We start from the raw sequence: 23,559 nt of genomic DNA on the forward strand, positions 1-23,559 counted from the left end.
CCGAGAGGAGAACGCATGAGCAAACCCTCTGACCTCGTCCAGGGCACCCTAGATCTGTTGGTTCTCAAGATTCTCGCTCTTGAGCCGCTGCACGGATGGGCTCTCAGCCAACGGCTGAAGCAGGTGTCTGGCGACGTGCTACAGGTGAGCGACGGGTCGCTTTACCCGGCTCTGCACAAGCTTGAACAGCAGGGCTGGATTCATGCCGAATGGAAGCCGACCGAGAACAACCGGAGGGCGAAGTTTTACTCTCTAACGCGACTCGGACGCCGATACCTCGAGAAAGAAGCGGCAAACTGGGAGCGTATCTCGACAGCCATTTCCGGCGTATTGCGGCTTACGGAGGTCTGAGCGATGCGACTTGAACAGTGGATCTACACAATTCCGCTGCGGCTGCGCGCGCTGTTTCATCGCAACCGCCTGGACTCGGAGCTCGACGAAGAGATCCGCGATCACTTAGACCGGCAGATTGAATTCAATCTGGCAGGCGGGATGAGTCCAGATGAGGCTCGACTTGTCGCTTTGCGCAAATTGGGCAATGCGGCACTACTGCGCGACCAAACAAGAGCAACGTGGAACTGGAACAGACTGGAGCAGTTCATTCACGACCTTTGCATCGGAATTCGGACCCTGAGCCGCACGCCAGGATTCACGCTCGTTGCCCTTCTGGTCATGGCGCTGGGCATCGGAGCTAATGTTGCTTTGTTCACGGTTGTCCGCAGCGTATTGCTCAAGCCGCTTCCGTATAGCGACCCAGAACGGCTGGCATTGATCTATGAAGCGGATAAAAGCCAACCGCATCCCCACCCCTGGCTTCCTGTGGATGCGGGGAGTTTCTGGGAGTGGCAGCGTTCAATTCAGTCCCTCGCACAGATGGCCCTCGTCTCTCCCTTTCAGGGATACAACGTATCCGGCGAAGGGGGAAAACTGCCTGAAGTAGTAGAAGCGGCATGGTGCACCGACAATTTCTTTTCGTTGCTTGGCGTGCAGCCGATGCTGGGCAGATCTTTTACATCGGACGACGATAGACCGGGCGCGCCGGCTACAACGATGATTACCGCCAGTTTTTGGAAGCGCCGTTATGCGTCTGATCCCGCTATCATCGGTAAGACAATATGGCTCGATGCCAAGCCCTATACGATTATCGGCGTCCTGCCCTCAACGTTTGTATATTCTGGGGCGTTTGGCGGTAGTGCCGACCACATCTGGACGCCGGTGAGACATGAGGCGCCGGCTTCTCTGCTGCACACCTACGGAGATCACGAGTTTCTGGCCATAGCGCGGCTCGCTCCGGGTGTTTCGCTCGCCACGCTTGTGGAGCGTGTCGACGCGTTGCAGAAGCAGATCAAGTCGGCTCATCCCGAACCCGCCGTGCATCCCGGCGCCATCGGCAGAACCATGCTCGACGATGCTGTGCATAATTACAAGACTCCGCTTTATGCGCTACTGGGCGCAACCGGATGTGTACTACTTATCGCCTGTATGAATGTCGCGGGCCTTCTGGTGGCGCGTGCAGCATCGCGCAGCAAGGAGTTTGCGATTCGCGCCGCGCTGGGAGGCTGGCGCATGCGCCTCATCCGTGAACGGCTGATCGAGAGCCTGCTGCTCTCAGCGGCAGGCGGCGCACTCGGCCTTTTGCTCGCCTGGGCCGCGCTCGCGTGGCTGGTTCATACGCGCCATGACATGAATCGTGTAGAGGCTATTCATTTCGATGGTATGGCCGCGGCCTTTACGTTGGCTGTTGTCTTCCTCTGCACCCTCTTTTCCGGACTGATCTCCGCTCACAGCGCAGGCCGGGACAATATACTGGCCGGACTGCAGGAGGGTTCTCGCTCGCACAGCGGCGGCTGGTCCCGCGCGCTGCTGCGGCGCCTTCTACTATCGGCGGAAGTAGGACTGACAGTTGTGCTCCTGGTCGGGGCAGGACTCCTGCTCAAAAGCTTCGAGCATCTACGCTCCTCCGATCTCGGCGTGCCGGTCGACAACGTTCTCACGCTGCATTTGGGATTGCCGGATGCTCGTTACAGGCAGGACGAACGGAAGATTGCATTTTTCGAGCAACTCATCGCACGGGTTCGCGCTCTCCCCGGTGTCTCGTCCGCCGGCCTGGTGACCGCTGCGCCGGGCGAAGGATGGGCCGGCGACGACCTGATGAGCGTCGTGGAGCATCCGCCCCTCCCGAAGGGCCAGGGGCTCGACTTCATGCTGCGCGGCGCAGATCCCGGATATTTTTCGGCAATCGGGCTTCCCGTTCTCAAAGGACGCACCTTCAATGAGGATGAGCGAGGGAAGCGGGCGAACGTTGTGCTCATCAGCCGCGGCGCTGCCCAGCAGTACTTTCCCGGTGAAGACCCCATCGGCAAGCATCTCAAGACCATCGATGAAGGCGGCGTATGGACAATCATCGGAGTGGTTGGGGATGTGCGATGGAATGTGGCAAAACCGTCCATTCCCACCTTGTATTGGCCGATCTACGGGAACGGCTACAGCTATGGCACCATTGTGGTACGAAGCTCCCATGACGCGGACTCGATGGCAGTTCCGGTTCAGAAGATCGTAGCCCAACTCGACCCAGACTTACCGGTCTCGAATGTGATGACGTTGCGAGAGGCTATAGGCAAGAGCACGATCGACTCGGAATTTGATTCGATTCTGGTTCTGGCCTTTGCCATGATCGCGCTGGTTCTCGCCGCCGCAGGGCTCTATGGTGTGCTCGCTTATCTGGTGGCCCAACGGCGGGTCGAGTTTGGCATCCGCTTGGCACTCGGCGCGCAACGCAACGCCCTGCTAAGTCATGTGTTGTTAGACGGCCTCAAGCCGGCAATGGCGGGACTCTTGATCGGCTTGCCGGCGAGCGCGGCTTTAGTGCGCCTCATCCGCAGCATACTCTACGAAACAGAACCGCTCGATCCCGTGGTATTTGGCTCCGTCGCTGGACTGCTTTTGTTCGTGGCGATTGCGGCCTGCCTCGTCCCGGCATGGTACGCCTCGCGTCTTGATCCGATGCGGGCATTGCGAACGGAATAGCGTGAGATTCGATCATGCGGGGATCTCTCACTTGTCGCGGCATCGTAGTCTCCATTTCTGGAAAGATCGACAGCGGCCTAACGCGGGACCGCGCGAAGCTGCAGAATGCGATTATGAGCTTGCGGCCACGGGGCATCTACCGAACAAGCAAAGACGACTGCCCAAAAATTGATTACTACCAGGCGGATCTCAATTGCGTTCTGTCTGCCTTGCTCTCAGCTGATCTTCCGCCTTTGTTGAGAACATTCCCACGTGCGTTTTTTGGCCGGTACTCGGAGCCTGATCGTCGAAATTGCGCTCGTCTTTTGTGGGTGGGCTCCGGATGCAGTGACGAACCGTTTCTGCATCTGCAAAGAACCTTCCCGTTCGAAAACCTGTCTAAATACGGAGTAGCAGTTCTGGCTGGAGTATCCAATGCGCTCTCTTGTCTGTTGCTGTTGCCTATCCACGTTTGCCCTTGCAAGCTTTGTCCTGAGCGGTTGCGGCGGGAAGGGTGTCAATGAAGGCGGAGTCACGGTTGGGAGCGGTGGCTCAGGCGGATCGGGTGGAACCTCGGGTGGAACCTCGGGAGGAACGTCGGGAGGAACTTCTGGTGGCACGTCGGGGGGGACTTCAGGCGGGACCTCAGGAGGAACTTCCGGGGGTACTTCCGGAGGAACTTCGGGAGGTGGATCAGGTGGGTCAGGAGGTTCGGGCGGGTCAGGGGGTTCGGGAAACTCTGTGCCGGGCCACGGCAATCACGTGCCGGGCTCCGGGGGGACGGAGTCGGCTGGCTTGCCTGTCAAGCCGCTGCAGGGGCTCGTGAACGGAGGTCAATCCCGTGCCGTTGTCGGCGCTCTGGTGTATGTGTTCCAGGCCAGTTCAAGTCCCAACAACAGATCATCCATTTCACTACTGACCGCGGCGACCGGAAATCCACGCGATTCCATCGGCAACTATGTCCTCACGAATGAACAAGGTGGATTCTCGATCGCGGGTGACTATACCTGTACCGCTGGTCACCAGGTCTATGTGTACGCCAAAGGTGGAAACAGCGGTGGTAACGGCCCGAACGATGCGATTGGGCTGATGGCATCTCTCGGCGTATGTCCGGAAGCGGGTAACTTTGACTCCATAAAGCCGTTTATCTTTGTCAACGAAGTGACAACGGTCGCAGCTGCCTATGCTACGGCTGATGATGCGATCGATGCGACTCACATCTCTGGGCCTTCTGTTTTCAATGTTGCGTCTGGCTCGGTAGACGCCTCTGATCTCGCGAGCGTGGCAACGGGATTCGCCAACTCGACTATGCCCAACACGGGTAAGAGGATTAACCAAAGCAAGATCTATACCATCGCCAACATCCTTGCGGCGTGTGTAAATTCTGAGTCGCCGACCTCGGGTGCGTGTATTACTCTCTTCCGCTATTCCCGGGGCAACGGCGAGTCCGGGGCCGTTCCTGCAGACACAGCAACGGCAGCCCTCAATATCGCGCGGAATCCGCACTCAAACGTTGCTGCACTTTTCGAGCTTCAGCCGAGGGTCTCGCCGCCGTTTGCACCTTCGCTACCATCTGCACCCGCTGACTTTACACTTTCCGTTACGCCGGATGACACGACGGTCGCCTCGATCTCCGATGGCTCTCAGAGTTGATCGGAACGCAGCGGGAAATGAGATGCGCGAAGCATCAGTGATGAGAACTTGACGGCAAAGGTCTCTTCGGCCGTGATGCGTTGTCATGTCGGCCCGGCGGATAAAGCTGTCTGAAGGCGATCGCCTGGATTTAATGAGCGCGGCGACGCCCCGCTGCAGGGAGAGTCTGCGGTCGACCTCAATCGGTCGGCTCCCGTCGTTCCTCTCCTATGAGCTACGCAATCAAAGGAAAACAATATTTTGCCATCGCCGCTGGAAGCGACGTGTTTTCGTTCGCGCTTCCCTGATGCCTCCTACCCACGACATCGGATCACAATTCGAATACTCAAATCTCGGGGCGCGCTTCTTGGATTTGCGCTAGCTCGGCACGCCAACAAGGAATTCGAAATGCTGATCATTCGGGCACGCGAGGCCCAATCTGGGCTTCGGATTTGAGCGAAGTTCAGGATGTCCTCGGTTTTCGGAAGAAAAGAAGCCCTGAACGGACAGCGCCCCCCCGGACTTTCGTACCACTCGATCGGATGGCCAAATCCAGAAAGATGTTGGACTCAGCCGATCGCCCCGGTATTCTCCTCGAAGACAACCATACAAAAATGCTGACCTTCCAGAGACGCATTGAATCTTGTTATCCCCCAAAGGAGATTCCTTGCCGGCACGACCCGAACGTCATTTTGTCTTCAGGCATCTGCTCGACCTGTTAGCGTCTTTAGGCGCCGCCGCGCTGATGACGGGTTGCGCCAGTATCACGATTGGCAACGGAAGCAGTTTCACCGCCATCTCCGTCTCGGTCAGTGAACTGCGCGTGAACCAGACAACCCAGTTGGCCACCCACACCCAGTTCGATGGAACCGCGCTTACCTTCTATGTGAACGGCATTCAAGGTGGAAACGCCCAGGTGGGCACCATCAGCGGTACCGGTTTGTACACCGCTCCGGCTATCGTGCCTATTCCCAACTCGGTCACGATCACCAGCGTTGCCTCGGCGCATCCGGATTTCCCTCCAGGATCAGTCTCCCTGCCCATTTGGAACCCGATTCCGGTCATTACCAGCGTCAACCCGTCCGGGTTTTCTGAAGGCACCACGCAGGTCGCCGTGACTGGGTCGCAGTTTGTCTACGGCGCACAGGTCATGTGGAACGGCAAGGCAGTAGAGACGACCTACGTCTCCAGCACCCAACTGGCTGCCATCATTCCGGCGCCGAATCCCGGAACCTATCCATTGCTCGTCAGCAATCCCGATCCCGGTTCGGCCAATTCGAAGACGCTTTCCGTGCTCGTCGCCCCCGGAAAAGTAAAGCTTTTAGTGCAGCCATACAACGGAACCGATGTCCGCGTGAGCAACACGCTGAATCTTCCTCTGACGGTGACCGGAACAAACAACACCGGAGTGACGATCCAGGTCAACGGTATTGGCGGGGGCAACACCGTGGTGGGCACGGCAGTTTCCAATTCGGATGGAAGCATCACCTATCACGCGCCGGCAGTGGTGCCTAGTCCAAACAATGTAGTGACGCTGACCATTACCAGCGTCGACAATCCAGCCGTCTCCATCAACCAGAACATCTCGGTACTGAACCCGATCCCGATCCTGACCTCGGCATCGCCGATGACAATGAACCCGGGACCTCCCGCGACTACGGTCGTTCTCACCGGAAAGGATTTCATCAACGGCGCGCAAGTGCTGATGAATGGTGTCGCGGTTGCGACGACTTTCGGCAGCGGGACGCAACTGACCGCAAGCGTGAGTCCCACGGAGCCAGGCAATCTCGATCTGCAGGTGCTCAATCCCAGCCCCGGCCCAGCCACATCCGCGGATCTCATTGCCACTGTGAACGGCACTCCGCCGGTGCCGATTATTTCGCCTGAAGATGCCTCGCGCTTCCTCGACGAAGCCACCTTTGGCGCGTCCGATGCCGACATTCATCACCTTTCGCTGATCGGATACCAATCCTGGTTGGACGAACAGTTCGCGCTCCCGCAAACCACCATGGAACCCGGCGTCGAGCAGGCGTTGATCGTGAACGCACAGCCTTCCTGCGCCTCGGGCGACGTCAAGTGCAACAGCATGCTATTCGAACAAAACAGCCAGGGGCAGCAGTATGTCGAGGATGCTTTCTGGCAGCAGAGTCTGACGGCGCCGGATCAGCTCCGTCAGCGCGTTGCTTATTCGCTCCACGAGATGCTGGTCATCTCCATGGCTTCCACCGATGTCCAGAACATGCCGCGTGGAGCGGCGCAATACTACGACTTGCTCGCCGCCGATTCTTTCGGGAACTTCCGCCAGTTGCTCGAAGACGTGACCCTCAATCCGATGATGGGTGAGTGGCTTGCAGTGCTGGGCAACGACAAAGGCAGTGCCAATACAGATCCTGACGAGAACTATGCCCGCGAGGTGATGCAGCTGTTCACCATCGGCCTTTATCAGCTGAACGACGATGGCTCGCAGAAACTGGACGGAGTTGGTCAGCCGATTCCGACCTACTCCAACGCCGATGTCCAGGGATTGGCGAAGGTCTTTACGGGATTTAGCTGGAACGTGCCCGGCGACACCTCCGACAATGCCTGGTCGAATTGCTGCATCTACGTCGGACCGGGTCATGGCGAAGACCTGTTGCAGATGCAGAGCTATCCCACTCACCACTCCACGACAGAGAAGGACTTCCTCGGCGTAACCATTCCGCAAGGCTCTTCAAATCCAACCGGCGACTTGAAGATCGCGCTCGACACGCTGTTCAATCATCCCAATCTGCCCGCGTTCTTCTCCAGGCAGATGATCCAGCACCTCGTGACAAGCAGTCCCAGCCCAGCCTATGTAAGTCGCGTTGCCGCTGTCTTCAAGGACAACGGCCAGGGTGTCCGCGGTGACTTGAAAGCGGTCATCACCGCGATCCTCCTCGATCCCGAAGCGCGCGACACGGCGACCGACATCGGCAATCCGAAGTTCGGAAAAGTGCGTGAGGCTCTCCTTCGTTACACCCACTGGGGCCGCGCCTTCACAGCGCAGTCGCGCACAGGTGGCTACTGGATCGGCAGCACCGAAGATCCCATCTGGGGCCTCGGGCAGATGACTCTTCGATCGCCAACCGTTTTCAACTGGTTTGCTCCTGGCTATGTTCCACCGGGAACAAGTATTGAGCAGGCTGGGATGGTTGCACCGGAGATGCAGATGACCAACGTGACCTCGGTCGTCGGCTATCTTAATTTCCTTCAGACCGCAATCGCCTCAGACGCGACGAATGGCTTCGACATCTTCTCGAACTACGGGGCCGAGATGAACCTTGCCGCCAACGCCGGTGCATTGGTCGATCGAGTCAATCTGCTGCTCATGGCCGGCGAGATGAACAGCAATCTATATAACCAGATTCTGAGTGCCGTCAATTCCATCCCGATTCCATCCGGCGATCAGAACGCAATCAATGCTGCTTTGGTGGCCCGCGTGAGAACGGCCATCTTCCTCACCATGGCTTCGCCGTCCTACTGTGCTCAGTTCTAGGGAGACGATTTTATGTGCAAGTTCAACCACGCACGGCGCCAGTTTCTGCGCACCGCATCTCTGACCTCGATGTCGGGGTTCTACGCCAGCCCGTTTTTACTGGGACTGAATTCACTCGCGGCTATGGCCCAGGGAAGCAGTATGAGCGACTACCGTGCGCTCGTCTGTGTCTTCCTGCAGGGCGGCAACGACGGCCACGGCACGGTCATCGCGACCGATCCAACGTCATTCAGCGCATTCACACAGGCTCGCTCAGGCGCGCCTGGGCTGGCCTATCCTCTGAGCGAACTCTTGCCCATCGTACCGAAGACATCGCAGAACAGCAGAACCTTCGCGTTGAACCCTAACCTTACGGGCCTACAGAATCTCTTCAATGCAGGCCGCGCCGCCATTGTTGCCAACACAGGAACGCTGATTGCACCCGCCACCAAAGCCCAGATCAATGCCAATTCCATTCCGCTGCCGGCTTCGCTGTTCTCGCATTTCGATCAGACCGCGGCCTGGCAGGCAATCGCTTCGAATGGTGGAAGTGCGGAGCATGTCGGTTGGGGCGGCTCGGTCGCCGACCTCATCGAGAGTATGAACGTGAATTCGAACTCGATGTTCACCTGCATCTCGACTGCGGGCATTGCCCTCTTTCTCGCCGGACAATCTTCGTTCCAACTCAACGTGACCTCCGCCGGGCCGATTCCGATCTACGGCACCGCGCAACCACTGTTTGGCAATTCTGCCGGATCGAGCGCGCTGCAATCGATCCTGACGGCCGATGAAACCAATCTCTTCGCCAAGGAATACGAAGTCGTTGTCAACCGCTCCCAGCAGGCGCAACAACTCCTCGCCACCGCAATGGCGCCGGCCGGCGTAGGTGGCATTCCGAATCCGCCGCAGTATCTTGATCCGGTCACCAACATGCTCACCGACAATCAGCTGGCCATCTCGCTGCAAACCGTTGCGCGCATTATCGCCGGCCGCGCGACTCTCGGGGTGAACCGCCAGATTTTCTACGTGCAACTCGGCAGCTTCGATACCCATGACGGCCAAGCCCAGCAGCATGCGCGCTTGCTCACGCAGCTTGGTCAGGCGTTCGAGTACTTTGACGCGCAGATGGTTGCCGCCGGACTGGGCAACCAGGTGACCACCTTCACCGCTTCGGATTTTGGCCGCACCCTCACTTCCAACAGCGACGGCACCGACCACGGATGGGGAAGCCATCACTTCGTCGTTGGCGGCTCCGTGGTGGGTGGCGACATGTACGGCCAATATCCGGTGATTGGTGTCAATCAGGCCAACGACCTTGGCGCGGGCCGTCTGATTCCCACCACCGCCGTGGATCAGTATGCAGGGACCATGGCACGTTGGTTCGGCCTATCCGACGGACAGATCAAAACCGTGTTCCCGAACTTCGCGAACTTCGGCTCCAGCCCATATCTCGGCTTCCTCGGTTAGGAGCGCACAACCGCGCGCGGGGCGATCGAAGATCCACCTCGATTCCGCGTCACTCCCGCACCAGTCTCCGCTTTTTCCCTCTCTGCATTGGCGCTTATGACTTCAAGGTTCGCTAAATCTCAGGCCACCGGCGAGATGAACAAATCGAACTGGTCACCAGATCCGACATTGCATTGTTGCCCTTGGGCTCGCTCTTATTGAATCCTGCTCGCTGGCTCGGAACGATCCCCCAGGAATGCGTGCCTGGCTCCCTTGCCCGAGGCCTGCCAGATCTTGACGGTTTCGTAGATGATTACCGCGCCATACGAGACGGCGATCCAGACTGCAACCGCCTCGATAGGTAATCCTGACCACGCTCCAATGAAAAGACCCATCATTGCTCTCTTCTGATATCCCCACCAGCCGTACGGCACTGCCAGGGTTGCTTCCCAGAACATGCTGATAAGGAGAATCATGAAGATGGTCAAACTAAAAGCCCGCCAGTTAATGAACCGTCGAGCAATCGGGAAAAAGCTCATTGAAGGGGCCAACCCACCAAGTACCAGAACAGTGAAGTAGCCCGGGAACCCCTCGGGAAAGGGTGATCGCATTTTCTTATACAGGAACGCAACCCCAATCAATAGGACCGCAACCAGCAAAGACTCAAGATGGAATTTCAGCAACCGGCTGGCTCGCCTCGCCTCGTTGGCAAAGTCAGGGACATTGTAAGCCGATAGCCAGTATTCACTCAGCCAGATGTAAATAAGAAGGACAGCCAGAAAACCCGTGAAATAGAACACGTATTCTTCACTCGGAACGGTACCACCTAGTGCGGGTGCTGCAATCCCAAGTGTGGCAGCAGAGTTGGTGAAGACGAAGAACTTGTGGGCGAAGAAGAAATCTAGCCCGCATCCGATAGGTACGAGAATCCCGATCGTCCGCCAAAAGGCGCGTTTCGGAATTCGCACCTCTTCGCTCGGCAGAAACCATCCTCCGATCACCACGATAGGAACTACAAATAGGAGCAAACTCCAGGTATAGCCGTAGGGAGTGGGATTCTCACCGACGATCTGGAATACCGCTGGAACGCGCACCATGTGCAGCGTGACGCCAGCGGGAAACGCGACGATCGCGAGCATGGCCATCACGAGCCATGCGCTTGTCCGCGAGTCAGGGGATTTCACAGGCATCGAACAAGACTCCGCATCTTGACGGATTATTGTTCCTTGAAAGATTCATCAGATTCGGCGCCAGGACGTGGCTTCCAACCCACACTGTAATATTCGCCGCGATCGCGCGCCCAAGGATCAAATGCATTCACCACATTTTCCAGCTCGGGAGCCAACGCCGGGATGTTTCGCAAGAGGACTCGCTTCATCGGCGAAACAGGCTGCACATGCCCGTTAGGTTTTCCCTTCTCGATCATTTCTGGACCGGGGCCATTGTGGTTAACCCAAGCGACGCCAAGCGTTGTGTAGAACTCCGGACGGAAGCAGGATGTGAAGAACCGGTCGCTGAAGAGTCTGCGCGAGGCATTCAGGATGAAGACAACAAATTGGGTCTCGGAGATAGCGAATCCGTGCGGGCGCCGATACTCCGCTAAATAGCCAACGGCGGTGTCCACGTCTTCAATGTTATCAACGAGTGTCCCGTTAGGATGGCCAAGGCAATCATTGATCGGTGTCCCATCGTCGTTGACTTGAGCGTCCGTGATAACCTTTGTCGCGTCGCAAACGTGCTGGCCGTAGACCTCTCTCATCGTCCGTACCACATCCTCTTGTTCCAGCCGCTCGGAAGACCCGGGCGCAGTAGCGGGGTCCATGAAATCATCGAAGCTGGTGAGCTGTCGCAACCCATACTGACGACGAAACTCATTGAACCGCGGCACCCCGCGCTCGCGATCACGAATAATGTCGAGTGCTACAACATCGATCTGTTGCGTCTTGCTTTCCAGCCTTCCCATTTTGAGGTTCTGGAGAAAGAGCGGCGAATTGCGAAGGGTAAGCAATCCAAGCCTCTGACGGCCTAATGTGAGCGCCCAGTTTGCGAGGCCCATGGAATGAGTGAACGAGGTCGCCTTCCCCTGAAACGTATCAACCACTGGAATTCGTTCCACAATCTTGTTCGGGTCTCCGTTCAATTCTCTGTATTCCAAGAGGTCTGGAACAAGTGGGTGCAACCGATACACCGATACAAATTCTTCTGGGAAATTGAACGGTGAACCAAAGTGATTGACACCTCCATTTGTGAACTTTGGATCTGATATGTCGTACCCATGCACTTTGCTGCCGAGGCCGAAGATCCCCGGACCCGAAGCGAAGACCGAATACCAGGCTGAAGCTTTATCGACGTCCTTGGACTTGCCAAAATTCTGGGTTACGACGTTGCTCAGGGCCTTGGACAGAAGCCCTCCGTTCGCACCAAGCAGACCGTTCCAGTTACCATTCATCCCCAGATTCAAGGGCTCGTTGTACAGAAGTTGTGGCGTCCATTCAATCGTATGGATTTTGGCAATTTCAGCAGCAACGACCAGGCGGGCTATTTCAAATAGCTGATCCGGACTTACGTCACGGTAACGGATAACCTTCTCGGGCTGCGACGGATCTCTCAACCCGCAGTCTGCGTCGGGCTTCTCCGCAGCCACCCGCCTGAACTCCGCCACAAAAGAATTGTGCTCGCGAGCAAATAGGTTGTGCAAGAAGCTCAGTCCGACCGTCCAGTTATCCGGGAAGGCGGCTGCTTCCTGCCCGGCCCACTCAGGATTGATTGGATCGTTCGGCTCGAATACAGGTAAGTAACCTGTGCCGTTTTGATTTTCAACCGGGATTAAAAGCAGCTTTGCCCGATCGGAAGGATCGCGCTTCACGCGCAACCGGGAAGTATCGTCGTAACCATACAATTGCGAAGCATCCCACCAGGCAGTGTTTGTATTACGCATCGTCTTTGGTGCGCGTTCAAGATGAGTTCGACCTCCGGCGGAGAAAGTGCCCGGTGCGGAATCATCTGCGACATATCCCTTGTCGATCAGGTCATCGGGCCGACAATTCAACCTCTCAATGTCTTCCGGTGAAAGGGGCTGAACCACATTATTTACCAACTTCGTCTCGCAGCCTACCTTCATGTATTCCGGTTGATTGTGGCCTTCCTCGAGGTGGGAGAACCAGTCGTGCGTCATGAACTGAATCCAATACGCGGCCAGCACATTGAAAAAGGGCGCTTTCTTGTAATCGCAGCTGGCATCCTTGGAGGAGCCAGGCAAACCATATCCCGCCATGCATTTTTCGGGGCTCGACTGAATTCGCGTAAATAGTTCGCGGCTGATCACCTGTGGATCGGGCCTGAGCAGCGAAAGACGATTTCCGTGCCGATTCCTTGCCAGGTCATTCAGTCCCAATTCTGGAAACGACGCTTCGAATTCCACATTGCGAGCAAACAGCATTCCAGAGGATCCCATTGCAGGATTCAAAATGTCATTGCAGATGCCCGTGACCGTCCGCCAGCGAATCAGGTCTCCCTTGCAAACCTGCGTCCCGTCTCCACCGACTTCTTTGTAAACCGGGTTCGTGGGCTGGAGTCGCATTTGAGGCCAGACCTTAATCGCCGGGCCGCCGACCCCGCTCTGGCCGCGGACGTATGCCTCGTAAGTACCAGAGTTGTCGAAGAGGTTGAATTTGATCAAGGACACTCTTTGAAGCTCCAAATCAACAAGCGCGCCTGCGACACCGCGCGTTGCGGGCAGTTTCGAAGAGATAAATCCTTTCGGCAGCGACGACAAGTCTCCTGTGCCCCAATAGTTGGACCAATCCACCCAGGGAGTTCCGCGAAATTCTGTCGCCTTGTACCCACCGCGGCACAGGTCGGTTGCATCGGAGAGTTTCCCCTGAAAGCGCTTCTCCCGGCCGGCAGGAATCTTGAGCACGCTTAATTGATCGACAACCATTTGGGCGCACGCGAGTAGTGCTTTCGATTCTTCTTCCTTCGCGGATTGCACGGGAGCAGTATTCTGAGCGGACGCGGGAATCGCGAGCACATCGATCATCCAAAGCGTGGAAACAACTAGCGGCGCGAACCTCCGAAGCATCATTCTTCCCTCCAACTTTGAATTGCCGGCGGTGGACCTCGGGTACCCCATATTTGCGGCTGCCCAGCGTCAGTTTGGGAGATGTAGGCTCTTCGGGCGCTCTTACGAAAGTACAATGCTGTTCTTGATCGAAAGGCTACTTCTCCAAACTGCTTGCTTTCGATAGTGCAACGAACGCCCAGAGCGTATCGAGTTTGCGAGAGAGTCCACAAATGACCGAGAACTGGGGAGGTTTCAACGGTTTTTCATGCACCGAAAAAGTGCGCCGCCGGCCGAAATCTCCAAACGGTTCTCAAGGAGAAGGCCGAAGAGACGAGGATAGTAGCACTCCTGAGAATCGCTTTGCAATATCCAGCGTGAATGATCCGGGGATTTTGGGAACCATTAGGATAGAGCGCAACATTGCGTCTTTATGCCCAAGTTCGATCTTGACAGTTTCAACGAATGAAGGAAAAATGCTTCAACGAATCACTTCCTCCGTTGGACGATCTGCGCATGGAAATTCCCGTTAATTGAACCGGCGACATTCTTGAAACGCTGGTCTTTCGTGGAACACCATATCTTGGACTCATCCTTTTCCCCTTTGGTCTGTCGAAGGCCAACCTGAGGTGATCTATGCCGACAAATGCTGTAACCAACTGGTTTGGCAACATCGTTTCCCATCCAGGTGTCATCGTCGATGCCAACTCTGTCGACGATATCGTCGCGGTCATGAAGGATCCGGTGAAATATCCCTCGCCTGTTCGTGCGGTTGGCTCGAATCATTCGACCACGCCGTGCGGCGTTGCCGAGGGCGGCACGCTGATTCGAATGAAGATGAATCAGATTCTCAGCGTTGACGGGGACAGTCTTACGGTACAGGCAGGTGCGACGCATCTGCAGATGGCAAAGGCCCTCGAGGCAAAGAACCTGCAATTCTACGTCAACACTGAAATCGGCAGCCTGTCGGCGGGCAGCGCAGCTTGCGCGGGGACCAAAGACGCGTCGTTCGATGGGGAATATGGACAGGTCGGCTCTTACATCACTGGTGTCAAGATGGTACTGCCCAACGGAGAACCGTTGGGAATCTTTGAGGCCGGACAGCCCGAGCTGATGCAGAAGGTGCGATCAAGCTACGGTCTTTTTGGAATTATTTACGAGGTAACTTATAAGATTCGTCCTCTGACTCCGATGCATGTCCATCACAAGACGTTCAGCCTGGAAGAATTCATCGCCGCCTTGCCGGAACTCAGGGCACTTAAGTATTCGATCATGTACTATCTGTTCCCCTTTGCTAACAAGATCACGGTTGAGTTTAGGAAATACAATCCTGGCGCTTCGGGCGAACCCAACCGCGCTGCGTGGGCGCTGAGAAATCATATCTGGGGTACTTCCGGTCCACAGTTCGGCCACAGCGCCGAGGAGAATGTGTCAGTACCCGCAATCCGCTACAGCATTATCGACGCTTTCAACGCCGCATGGCGGTTGCAGCTCGAGAACATCGTCGTAGGCGATTACACTTTGCCCCCGGACCAAATCATCGAATACCCGCCAGTATCAAACGATAGTCGGTATACATTCAGCCTTTTCGCGTTTCCCGAAGACGAGTTCCCCAAAACTCTTACCGATTTCTTCAAGTTCTGCAACGACTACTACACTCAGCACGGATATCGCTCAAATCTTCTCTACGTGGGATATCGGATTGCGCAGGATCAGAAGGCATTCCTTTCCTACGCTTACGGCGGAACGGTGATGACCATTGATCCTGTTTCCACTGCGAATCCGGGGTGGGAGGACTTTCTGGCTGCCTACAACCAATTCTGTAGCGATCGCAATGGAGTACCACTGCTGAATCAGACTCCGCTCCTCAGCCCCGCGATTCTCAAGAAGGCGTACGGAGAAAAGCTGACCGGACTCGCGGCGGCACGAAAGCAATACGATCCTCAGGACCGGTTGCTCAACACTTATTTTCGGGAACTGCTGTCGTAGTCGACGAAATGGGAACGATCGAATGAAGAAGCGATGGAGACTCGTGGTATTCCTGGCGGCGATTTGTCCTGTGACCGGGCATTCGCAGGCACTCGTGGCAGCGCCGTGGGCTTCGATACAAGTCTGTCCCGGCGCCTTTCCCACCGACTTGACGGCAACGGACTGCAGATACAAATTGACACAAAGAACCCTCGACTTTGCCGGTGGCTCTGTATCCGATCAGGCAATACTCGGTGCAGCAGTTTTTGGATTTGGAGCACAGATTATCCAGTCTCCCTCAGAGTGGAAGCGGACATGGGACGGATATGGGCGCCGCGTAGGTTCGCGTTACACACAAGCCCTTGGCAAAGGTACTGCGCAGTATCTAATCGGTCTGATGCTGAATGACGATCCGAGATTCCTCGCTCTTCGAAACGATCCAGGCGTTATTGCTCGACGTAGAGCAGCCGTCTGTACAATGACGGCGCGCGCGCCGAATGCTTTGACCCAAGCGTGTCCCAACTCAGAATCACAGAGCCTGGATTCCCTTACTCACGACGGCTGGCGGCGCTTCGGACACGCGTGGTATGACGTCGTCACCGTGCGGCGATCGTCGATTCATGGCAATGGCCATCGCATTCCGGCCATTTCGCGGTTTGCAGGCGATGCCGCGGGAGCTTATGCAGGCTATCCATGGTACCCGGGGTCTGAGAACACCATTGCACAAGTAGGCCAGAGGGCGGCGGGCGCTTTTGGCACTGCGATCCTCTCAAGTTTCTACACCGAATACCATCCCGAAATCACAAATCTGCTCGGCGCGATCTTTCGCCGTGGCGGCCAACCGAAGTCTAGTCTTGGAGCGGAACGATGAAGACGATGAATGCATTTGCGTCGGCCACGCTGTTCCTCGTCTTACTTGGAGGCTGCCACGTGCCGCTTCGGTCCTACCGCCTGAGTCCATTCCATCCAGTTATCCAAGTGCCCACACCAACAGACGATTCAGTTGGGCTTCCTTCTGGCCCATCTCCAGTAAAGGACTGTGTCAATGCAAGCTCTCCAATCTGCCTTGGCTTTATTGAGGTGGACGACATGGGCGAACTCTTTGACAAGGTCGAACTGGATACCGCGCTCAGTCTGATTCGCCAGACCAACCGGCTCGCGCAATCTGAACCCGGGGAGACCGATCCTATTGTCATCACTTTCGTTCACGGTTGGAAGAACAATGCGAGTTTGACGAACGACAATGTCAAAGGATTCAGCGTCGCCTTGCAGGAAGTGTACCGGCGATTCGGGAAGACCCATCACGTGATTGGAATTTACATTGGTTGGCGGGGCGATCTGGTCCGCTCGTACTTGCCAGTCGCGCGCCAATTCTCCTATTTCAACCGCGAAGCGACTGCTGTTCGAGTCCCTGGCGCAACGCTGGCAAGCGCGCTGACCCAGATCGCAGCGCGGACTCACGAAAACAGCCGCGCGCTCGCTGTTTTTATCGGACATTCATTTGGCGGACTTCTGCTTGAGCGAGCCCTGAGCGAAGCAACCGCCAGTCAGATTGCGCAGGCTACGATTAGCAGCCAGGAGGCTGCGACTGCTCAGTCTGAGTCCGAAGCGAAAAGAGACACTTTGGCAGCTGATCTTGCGGTGGATTCGCGGGCTGACCTTGTCATCTTTATCAATCCGGCAGGTGCCGCAACAGAGGCGAAGCAGATGCTGGATTTCCTGACCTCCAACAGGTACAGGTATCAGCCCAACGCCGGCCAGGATGCAGCGACTGGAAGTCCAGATCTTGATCGCCCTTTGTTCGTGTCTCTGACGTCGACCGCCGATATGGCGACAAAGCTCGCGATGCCCATTGGGCACGGTCTGCCTTTTCTGGGTTTCAAAATGAATGGAAGCTTCCGCGATCTCAACCAGGTTCCAGGCCAAAAATATGAGCTCGCGTGCTTCGATCCGCACAGGTCAGCGCCCAGTTGGGAACTAAAAACAAAGGAGGAGGGTGCGCAGTCACAGGGCGCCTACTTCATGAGCACTGCGCCGCATATGCAGGTGCTGCAAAGCCATCTGATGCTCAAAGCGGTCGGCGCTAGCCAGATGATTGTGTCATCAACGGGCCAGAAGTTGCAGATTGAAGATCCAAATGCGATTGCGGAATGCAGCCGGGAACTGCTCAACAAACAGCACCTGAACGTTATCAGCACCTTCAGACTTGTCGACAGCGGAACCTGCTTCGCAGTGCAGGAGAGGCCCAATCGTTGCAACGGGACGCCCTATTGGCTCATGGAGATTGATCCCGACGTGGTGCCCGATCATGGAACAATCTTTACCGGACGATTTATCTCGTTTCTCATTGACACGTTCTTTCGAACGCCAGGCGGAAAACCTCTTCAACGCTTGCGTCCCCAGCTAATGAGCGACTCGACCGCCGGCACAAAAGGTCCAGCCTCTAGCGGTCATTGATTCATTGTGAGGAGATTTTGGAGAATGGATTGCCTCGACCGCATCTGCACCTGGAAGACCTGAACCAGCGAGTCAAGAATGAACTTGCGGAGACACTGATTCAATGGCATCCTGCTTGGCAGTTCTCTGTCCTGGAGGAAGGGCGTTGATCTTCAGAAGGGCAGATTTCTGGAACCTCCGCGTTGACAGTGACTCTCAGACCTGGAAGAAAGAGTGACTGAATGGATGAGCAAGTACAAAAGATAGAGGTTGCCGCAAAACGGTCTTGGGGTGTGATCATGGCCTGGATCGGCGGGATCACTGCTTTGATCGGCTTCATCGCAACAATCGGCGGCGGCGTCAATTGGATCAGAAATCACCATCGCGAAGCTTCGGAATACAAGGCAAAAATGGAACTTGCCCAGAGCCAGACCAACCAAAGGCAGTATCAGGCTGCCTTGATGACGTATGGAGAGATCCTAAAAGAGGATCCGCTGGATCGACCGGCTCTGGATGCTCAACTCGATACAGCGATGTTGTGGGTTGAAAACTTCTCAGTGTTCGTGCGTGAAGGAAAAGACGAAGGTGACCTATCTGCTCCGGCTCTCGATGATATCCTTCGTGTTCTCACCTCAGGGCTCACAAGAGTTATGGGATCGCGTGCCGCAGACGTGCAGGCGCACCTTGGGTGGGCGCACTTCCTGAACCAGAAGATGGCTTATCGCGAAGATGATTCTAAGGCGGTGGACGACTGGCACGCCGCTTTGTCTGCTGATCCGACCAACGCATACGCCAATGCCATGTTGGGGAACTGGATGCTCCAAACGGGCGGAGATCTCGCAGAGAGTGAGCGGCACTTTAATACGGCGGTAACGACCGGGCGAGCGCTGCCGTTCGTCAGAGAGCTTGAGGTCGGAGGACTCCTGTATCTTGAGAAACCGGGCGCCAGGGCCGAGATCATGAAAGTTGCCAATGAGATGAGAAATCACGCTGAGCCGCTTGATCCGCGAAGGCGTCACCGTATCTCCGGTTGGTTGTTTGGCCCGCCAGTGACAAATCATCAGGAACTGCTTGAAGCGCTGACGGCGGTTTCGTCAGATGATGCCTGGAAGACCTACATCTGGCTTAATGGCAATGCTGTTCATGATTCCCAGGGAATACAGGATCTGAATCAGAGCTTCATCCACGCGAATCTGCTCGAGCTGGCGGGAAACCACGATGGGGCGTTGAGCCAGTACCGAGAGATTCAACAGAAGCTTCGCAATCAGCCCGGATCTCTCCGGGATGAAGTCGAGGTTGCAATCCAAAGACTTCACCACGCCTGACGTCAAGACAAGCGCAATGCACCCAAGGAGACTTTTCAACATGGCCAAGAAAGTTATCATTTGCGCAGACGGAACCTGGAACACGCCCCATGGGCCCACCGGCCTGCCAGATGATACGAATGTACGCAAACTCTATCTGATGTTGGTTGACGACGCGACGCAATTGAAGTACTACGACAGTGGCGTGGGAACGGACGGAACTCCATTTGAGCACTTCTTTGGTGGGGCGATGGGTGAGGGCCTGTTCGAAAAAGTTCAGGACGGTTACGGATTCGTCTCGTATGTCTGGGACCCCGGAGACGATATTTACATTTTTGGTTTCAGTCGAGGCGCTTACACGGCGCGAAGTCTCGCCGGAATGCTCGCGGCATTCGGAGTGCCCACGAAGAATCTTGATAATCGGACGGTCAAGCGCGTTTTTGATGCCTACCGCATCAGTGACCACGGCGAGCGCCTGAAAGCGAAGGCCGAGCTTTCTGCAGAATACGGATTGGCAGACGTAAAGGTACGAATGGTGGGGGTCTGGGACACTGTGGGGTCGCTGGGAATTCCGGGGCACCTATTCGACGATTTCGACCAGGCAAAGTATGGGTTTCTCGATACCGCATTGAACCCATGTATCCAGAACGCATATCACGCCATCTCGCTCGATGAGAGGCGGGCCTCATTCTCACCAACACTGTGGACTAACCCCGATGGCAGTTCAAGAGACAATGACGAGCAAGTCCAGCAAGTGTGGTTCCCGGGTGTGCACTGTGACGTGGGAGGGAGCTATGCGCAGTGCGATCTTTCAAACATCACCCTGCGATGGATGATCGACAACGCGAAGACATGTGGGCTGGTTTTCGATAATGCCGTGGTACAAAAATGTCTTCCCGAAAGCTATAAGCCGCTCGGCGCAGCACATGATGAATGGAAGCTCATTCCATGGGGATTACCAAAGAGTCGTGTCGCCCCTTCGAAAGCGGTAATGTCGAATACTGTGAAACTGCGTTTGATTAGCGGCTTGGGATATCAAACTTCGGCCCTCAATCTGCCGATTGACTCGTATAAGCAAGCCCTTGTCATCCCGGAAAATGAGATCGATTTGTCATGTTGAAGTCGTCACCCTTCGCTCTGCTCACTACAGATAAGGAGTTGAGGGTCAAATGAAGGCGAACATAACTGGGGCACAGGTTATGGCGAGCATCCTGCTGTGGCGCGCTCGCAGAAAACCATTAGGTTTTTGTTGTTGGCAAAACCAGATGTAGTTACATTCCCGACTTGCCACTATTGAACACCGCTCAGCATGTCGCCGGAGGATGAAATGCTATTGCGTAAACAACTACTTTGGGTTCTTTTGCTGTTGACCGTGGTGTGGGGTGCGGTCATGCAGATAAAGATGAGCGGGTATGTGCCCCAGCCGGGCCTCTTCGGATCTCCGGCACTACCGGCAGATTGCCGCCATGCACAAGCGCCAGTGATTGGCGATCTCGAGTTGGCTAAAGATCCTCGGTGCTTCTCGAGCTTGATCGCTCCGGTGGGAGATTGGACCGTCATTGTAAGTATCGATCGGAACACGAATCTCAAGCTCATCAAAGTGAACACTCAGTTAGATCTCGCATTCATTGCACTCTACGAGCTGGCGTTTCTCGCATTCGCCTGCCTCCATTGGCCGAGAACTGTCCCTGGTGCCGCGCAGTCCTCCAATCCGGCATTATTAAGGCTTCTGTCATGCGCCGTCGCAAGCGTCATCACCATCGCTGCGCTATACGATATCCGCGAAGATCTCCTGCTTTTCCACGCACTTCCCGCAGTTGCTCTGGGCCATCTCGATTTCACGACCCCTTATTCGGTTTCGAAAATAAAGTGGTGTCTTCTCGGATTCGCAACCGTTCTTCTTGGCTTGCTGCCGATCCGAGATGCGCAGCGTCTGCGCAAATTGTTTGCCGTAATTCTCCTGCTCTCCGGCCTAACTATCATCACCGGAACCCTGGCCTTTTCGAACCCGGCTCTGGGTGTTCTCGGGTTGTCGGTGGCGCTACTGCTTGCTCTCTTCACCTATTTCCCTTGGAAGATCCCGTCGAACGCGATTGTGAGCTGGCTAGTCTCCGCTTATCTGCTACGTTTCCAGATCATCAGTACGTTACTGCTCGCCATCGTTCTTCCGGCGGGCTATTTCCTTGCGCCATCCATCTTCTATGGGCTTTTCGACGCGATCGCTCCTGTTTCCTTTTTCCTCATCTGCTTCGCGGCGCTGCTTCTCGCGCTCGTCATCATGATTACCTCGCGCCTGACGCTTGCTTACGCTCCCGCGCGTTTTCCAGACTTGAGTGGAATCGCGCCTTGGATGCGATCTTCCTGGAGTCCGACGATCCTTTTTTCTCTCCTGGCCGTTCCAATGATTGCGTTCACCTGGATCGGCACTCAAGATTACATGTTTCTCTGGTGGGAGAGGCTTGGCGAAGTCCTCCTCGCCGCCGTTGCCGCGTTCCTCTTTCTCGTGGCCACAGCTGAACTGCATGCCTCACTCGAAGATCCTGGCGGTTCCTCAACCGTGTGCTTCATATATCCGCCGTTTCGCGTAATTCATCCGCGCGGTGGCGCCCCAAGCTCGATCTATCTTGCTGTTGCCAGAGCCGCGGAGCGTCTGCTCCCCACAAAACTGCAAGCTGGGATTCTCAGAAAACAGTACGTCGACGGAGTGCCCGTCCTGGTGCTGCACTCGGGCCACCGACTCGCTTCGACATCGTTCGGAGTGAATCTTGTTCTCTACCTTGCCATCGGCATCGCGACCGCGCCGCGCTGGTGGGAACATGGTCCCGCGGCCATGTTCTACGTTCTGTTCTTGCTTAGCTTGCTCACATGGTTCTTCGCCGGGGTGGCCTTCTTCCTTGATCGCTTGCGCGTGCCCGTCTTAACGACGGTAATCGCCGCCTCCATGCTGATCTCGCTTACCGGCGGGACCGATCATGTGTACGAACTCACCGCACCATCGCAACCGGTGACGCTGCTCAGCCCCACCGACGTGCTCGGAAGATGGGCCGCGCATCGTGCCGATCCAGGCGCACCCATTGTGGTGGTTGCTACTGCCGGCGGTGGCATCCGCGCTTCCGCCTGGACCACGCAGGTCCTCACCGGTCTTGCCGAGAATTGCCAGGTTGCTGGCAGAAATAATTTCACCTCCTCGGTTGTTCTAATCAGCTCCGTCTCCGGCGGCAGCGAAGGGGCGATGTACTTCGCCGGCTGGTACGACAAGAATGGCAACACCGATCTCGCGCAATCCAAGAGCATCCGGGACGAGTCGGCCGAGAGCGACCTTGGCGCCGTCGGCTGGGGCCTTCTTTACCCTGACCTGCTTCGCACCATCCCCGGTTCAGGTGTACTGAACCTGCTGTGGCCTCCTCGTCAGCACATTGATCGTGGCTGGGCACTCGAAAAGCAGTGGGATATGCATTGGGTGGACCACAAGACCCCGCCCACACTCAGCCAGTGGAACGCCGATGTCGCGAACGGCACGCGGCCTGCCGTGATCTTCAACGCTACCGTCGCAGAAAGCGGTGAGCGGTTCATAGCTGCTACCACGGACCTCTACGAGCAGAAACTGGATCAGTATCGTGGAACTGTCCAATTCTTTCACCGGTTTAAGGGCGCCGACCTTCCTGTGAGTACCGCGGCTCGCCTCTCAGCCACGTTCCCCTTCGTCTCGCCGATGGCACGTGCTGACACCGACCGCATGCACGGAGACATGCACGTCGGTGATGGTGGATACTACGACAACTCCGGATTGCTAAGTGCAACTCAGTGGCTTCGCGGCGCAAACCAGACTCTTCAGGACCACCAGGTCATCCTGCTAATCATCGACTCTACGCCCAGCTCGGCGCAGCTGGGCGAAGACTGGACATGGCAGCGTCAATCCGTCGCTCCAATCAATACGCTCCTTGGCGTACGCACCAGTTCCCAGCAACTTCGTGCACGCTATGAGCAGGACATCTTGCACGATTTGCTCGTTCAAGAACTTGGCAACTCGCCTGAGCCCCTTGTTCCGGTCTATTTCAGATTTCAGGAGAACTCGACCACTCCGTTGTCGTGGCACCTCCGCCCTGAACAACTTCACGAAATCGGGGATCAATGGCGCACAATTCGAGACTCAACTGACGCAAAAAAGGTCTACGACGCTCTCCACTGCCCAGGTCCGCGGCAAGGCCAGTAGT

General features: G+C 56.1%; 13 protein-coding genes. 11 read left to right on the forward strand and 2 right to left on the reverse strand.

The window, feature by feature from the left end; all coding sequences use genetic code 11:
- Window positions 1-15 precede the first annotated feature (15 nt).
- From WCA10_RS11155 to WCA10_RS11175, 5 genes are all read left to right on the forward strand, one after another.
- The gene (locus WCA10_RS11155; RefSeq protein WP_472822595.1) at window positions 16-351 is read left to right on the forward strand and encodes a PadR family transcriptional regulator; all 336 of its coding nucleotides are present in this window, start codon (window positions 16-18) and stop codon (window positions 349-351) included.
- A 3-nt stretch (window positions 352-354) separates the two neighbouring features.
- A complete protein-coding gene (locus WCA10_RS11160) occupies window positions 355-3,027 on the forward strand; it encodes an ADOP family duplicated permease (RefSeq protein ID WP_472822596.1) in 2,673 nt (890 codons plus the stop codon).
- A 774-nt stretch (window positions 3,028-3,801) separates the two neighbouring features.
- Window positions 3,802-4,659, forward strand: a complete 858-nt coding sequence (locus tag WCA10_RS11165) for a hypothetical protein (protein WP_472822597.1) — start codon at window positions 3,802-3,804, stop codon at window positions 4,657-4,659.
- Between the two features lie 646 nt (window positions 4,660-5,305).
- Window positions 5,306-8,152: a DUF1800 family protein gene (locus WCA10_RS11170; RefSeq protein ID WP_472822598.1), complete on the forward strand. Its 2,847-nt coding sequence runs from the start codon at window positions 5,306-5,308 to the stop codon at window positions 8,150-8,152.
- Between the two features lie 12 nt (window positions 8,153-8,164).
- Window positions 8,165-9,598 (forward strand): DUF1501 domain-containing protein, encoded by a 1,434-nt coding sequence (locus WCA10_RS11175; protein WP_472822599.1) that lies wholly within the window; start codon window positions 8,165-8,167, stop codon window positions 9,596-9,598.
- A 194-nt stretch (window positions 9,599-9,792) separates the two neighbouring features.
- Here WCA10_RS11175 and WCA10_RS11180 read toward each other — a convergent pair whose 3' ends face one another.
- On the reverse strand, window positions 9,793-10,767 hold the full coding sequence (locus tag WCA10_RS11180; protein WP_472822600.1) for a hypothetical protein: 975 nt from the start codon (window positions 10,765-10,767) through the stop codon (window positions 9,793-9,795).
- 26 nt (window positions 10,768-10,793) lie between these two features.
- On the reverse strand, window positions 10,794-13,661 hold the full coding sequence (locus tag WCA10_RS11185; protein ID WP_472822601.1) for a peroxidase family protein: 2,868 nt from the start codon (window positions 13,659-13,661) through the stop codon (window positions 10,794-10,796).
- 612 nt (window positions 13,662-14,273) lie between these two features.
- On the opposite strand from WCA10_RS11185, the gene WCA10_RS11190 reads away from it, so the two are divergent.
- The 6 genes from WCA10_RS11190 (at window position 14,274) to WCA10_RS11215 (ending at window position 23,558) form a co-directional block, all read left to right on the forward strand.
- A complete protein-coding gene (locus WCA10_RS11190; protein WP_472822602.1) occupies window positions 14,274-15,626 on the forward strand; it encodes an FAD-binding oxidoreductase in 1,353 nt (450 codons plus the stop codon).
- Window positions 15,627-15,648: 22 nt separating this feature from the next.
- Window positions 15,649-16,476, forward strand: coding sequence for a hypothetical protein (locus WCA10_RS11195; RefSeq protein WP_472822603.1), 828 nt, complete (start codon window positions 15,649-15,651; stop codon window positions 16,474-16,476).
- Window positions 16,477-16,694: 218 nt separating this feature from the next.
- Complete coding sequence (locus WCA10_RS11200; RefSeq protein ID WP_472822604.1) at window positions 16,695-18,062, forward strand: hypothetical protein; 1,368 nt, start codon at window positions 16,695-16,697, stop codon at window positions 18,060-18,062.
- Window positions 18,063-18,283: 221 nt separating this feature from the next.
- The gene (locus WCA10_RS11205; protein WP_472822605.1) at window positions 18,284-19,366 is read left to right on the forward strand and encodes a tetratricopeptide repeat protein; all 1,083 of its coding nucleotides are present in this window, start codon (window positions 18,284-18,286) and stop codon (window positions 19,364-19,366) included.
- A 40-nt stretch (window positions 19,367-19,406) separates the two neighbouring features.
- Window positions 19,407-20,465 (forward strand): DUF2235 domain-containing protein, encoded by a 1,059-nt coding sequence (locus WCA10_RS11210; RefSeq protein ID WP_472822606.1) that lies wholly within the window; start codon window positions 19,407-19,409, stop codon window positions 20,463-20,465.
- Between the two features lie 207 nt (window positions 20,466-20,672).
- On the forward strand, window positions 20,673-23,558 hold the full coding sequence (locus tag WCA10_RS11215) for a hypothetical protein (protein ID WP_472822607.1): 2,886 nt from the start codon (window positions 20,673-20,675) through the stop codon (window positions 23,556-23,558).
- Window position 23,559: the final 1 nt, after the last annotated feature.

The sequence above is a fragment of the Occallatibacter sp. genome, from assembly GCF_049582745.1.
In the GTDB taxonomy this organism is placed as follows: domain Bacteria; phylum Acidobacteriota; class Terriglobia; order Terriglobales; family Acidobacteriaceae; genus Telmatobacter.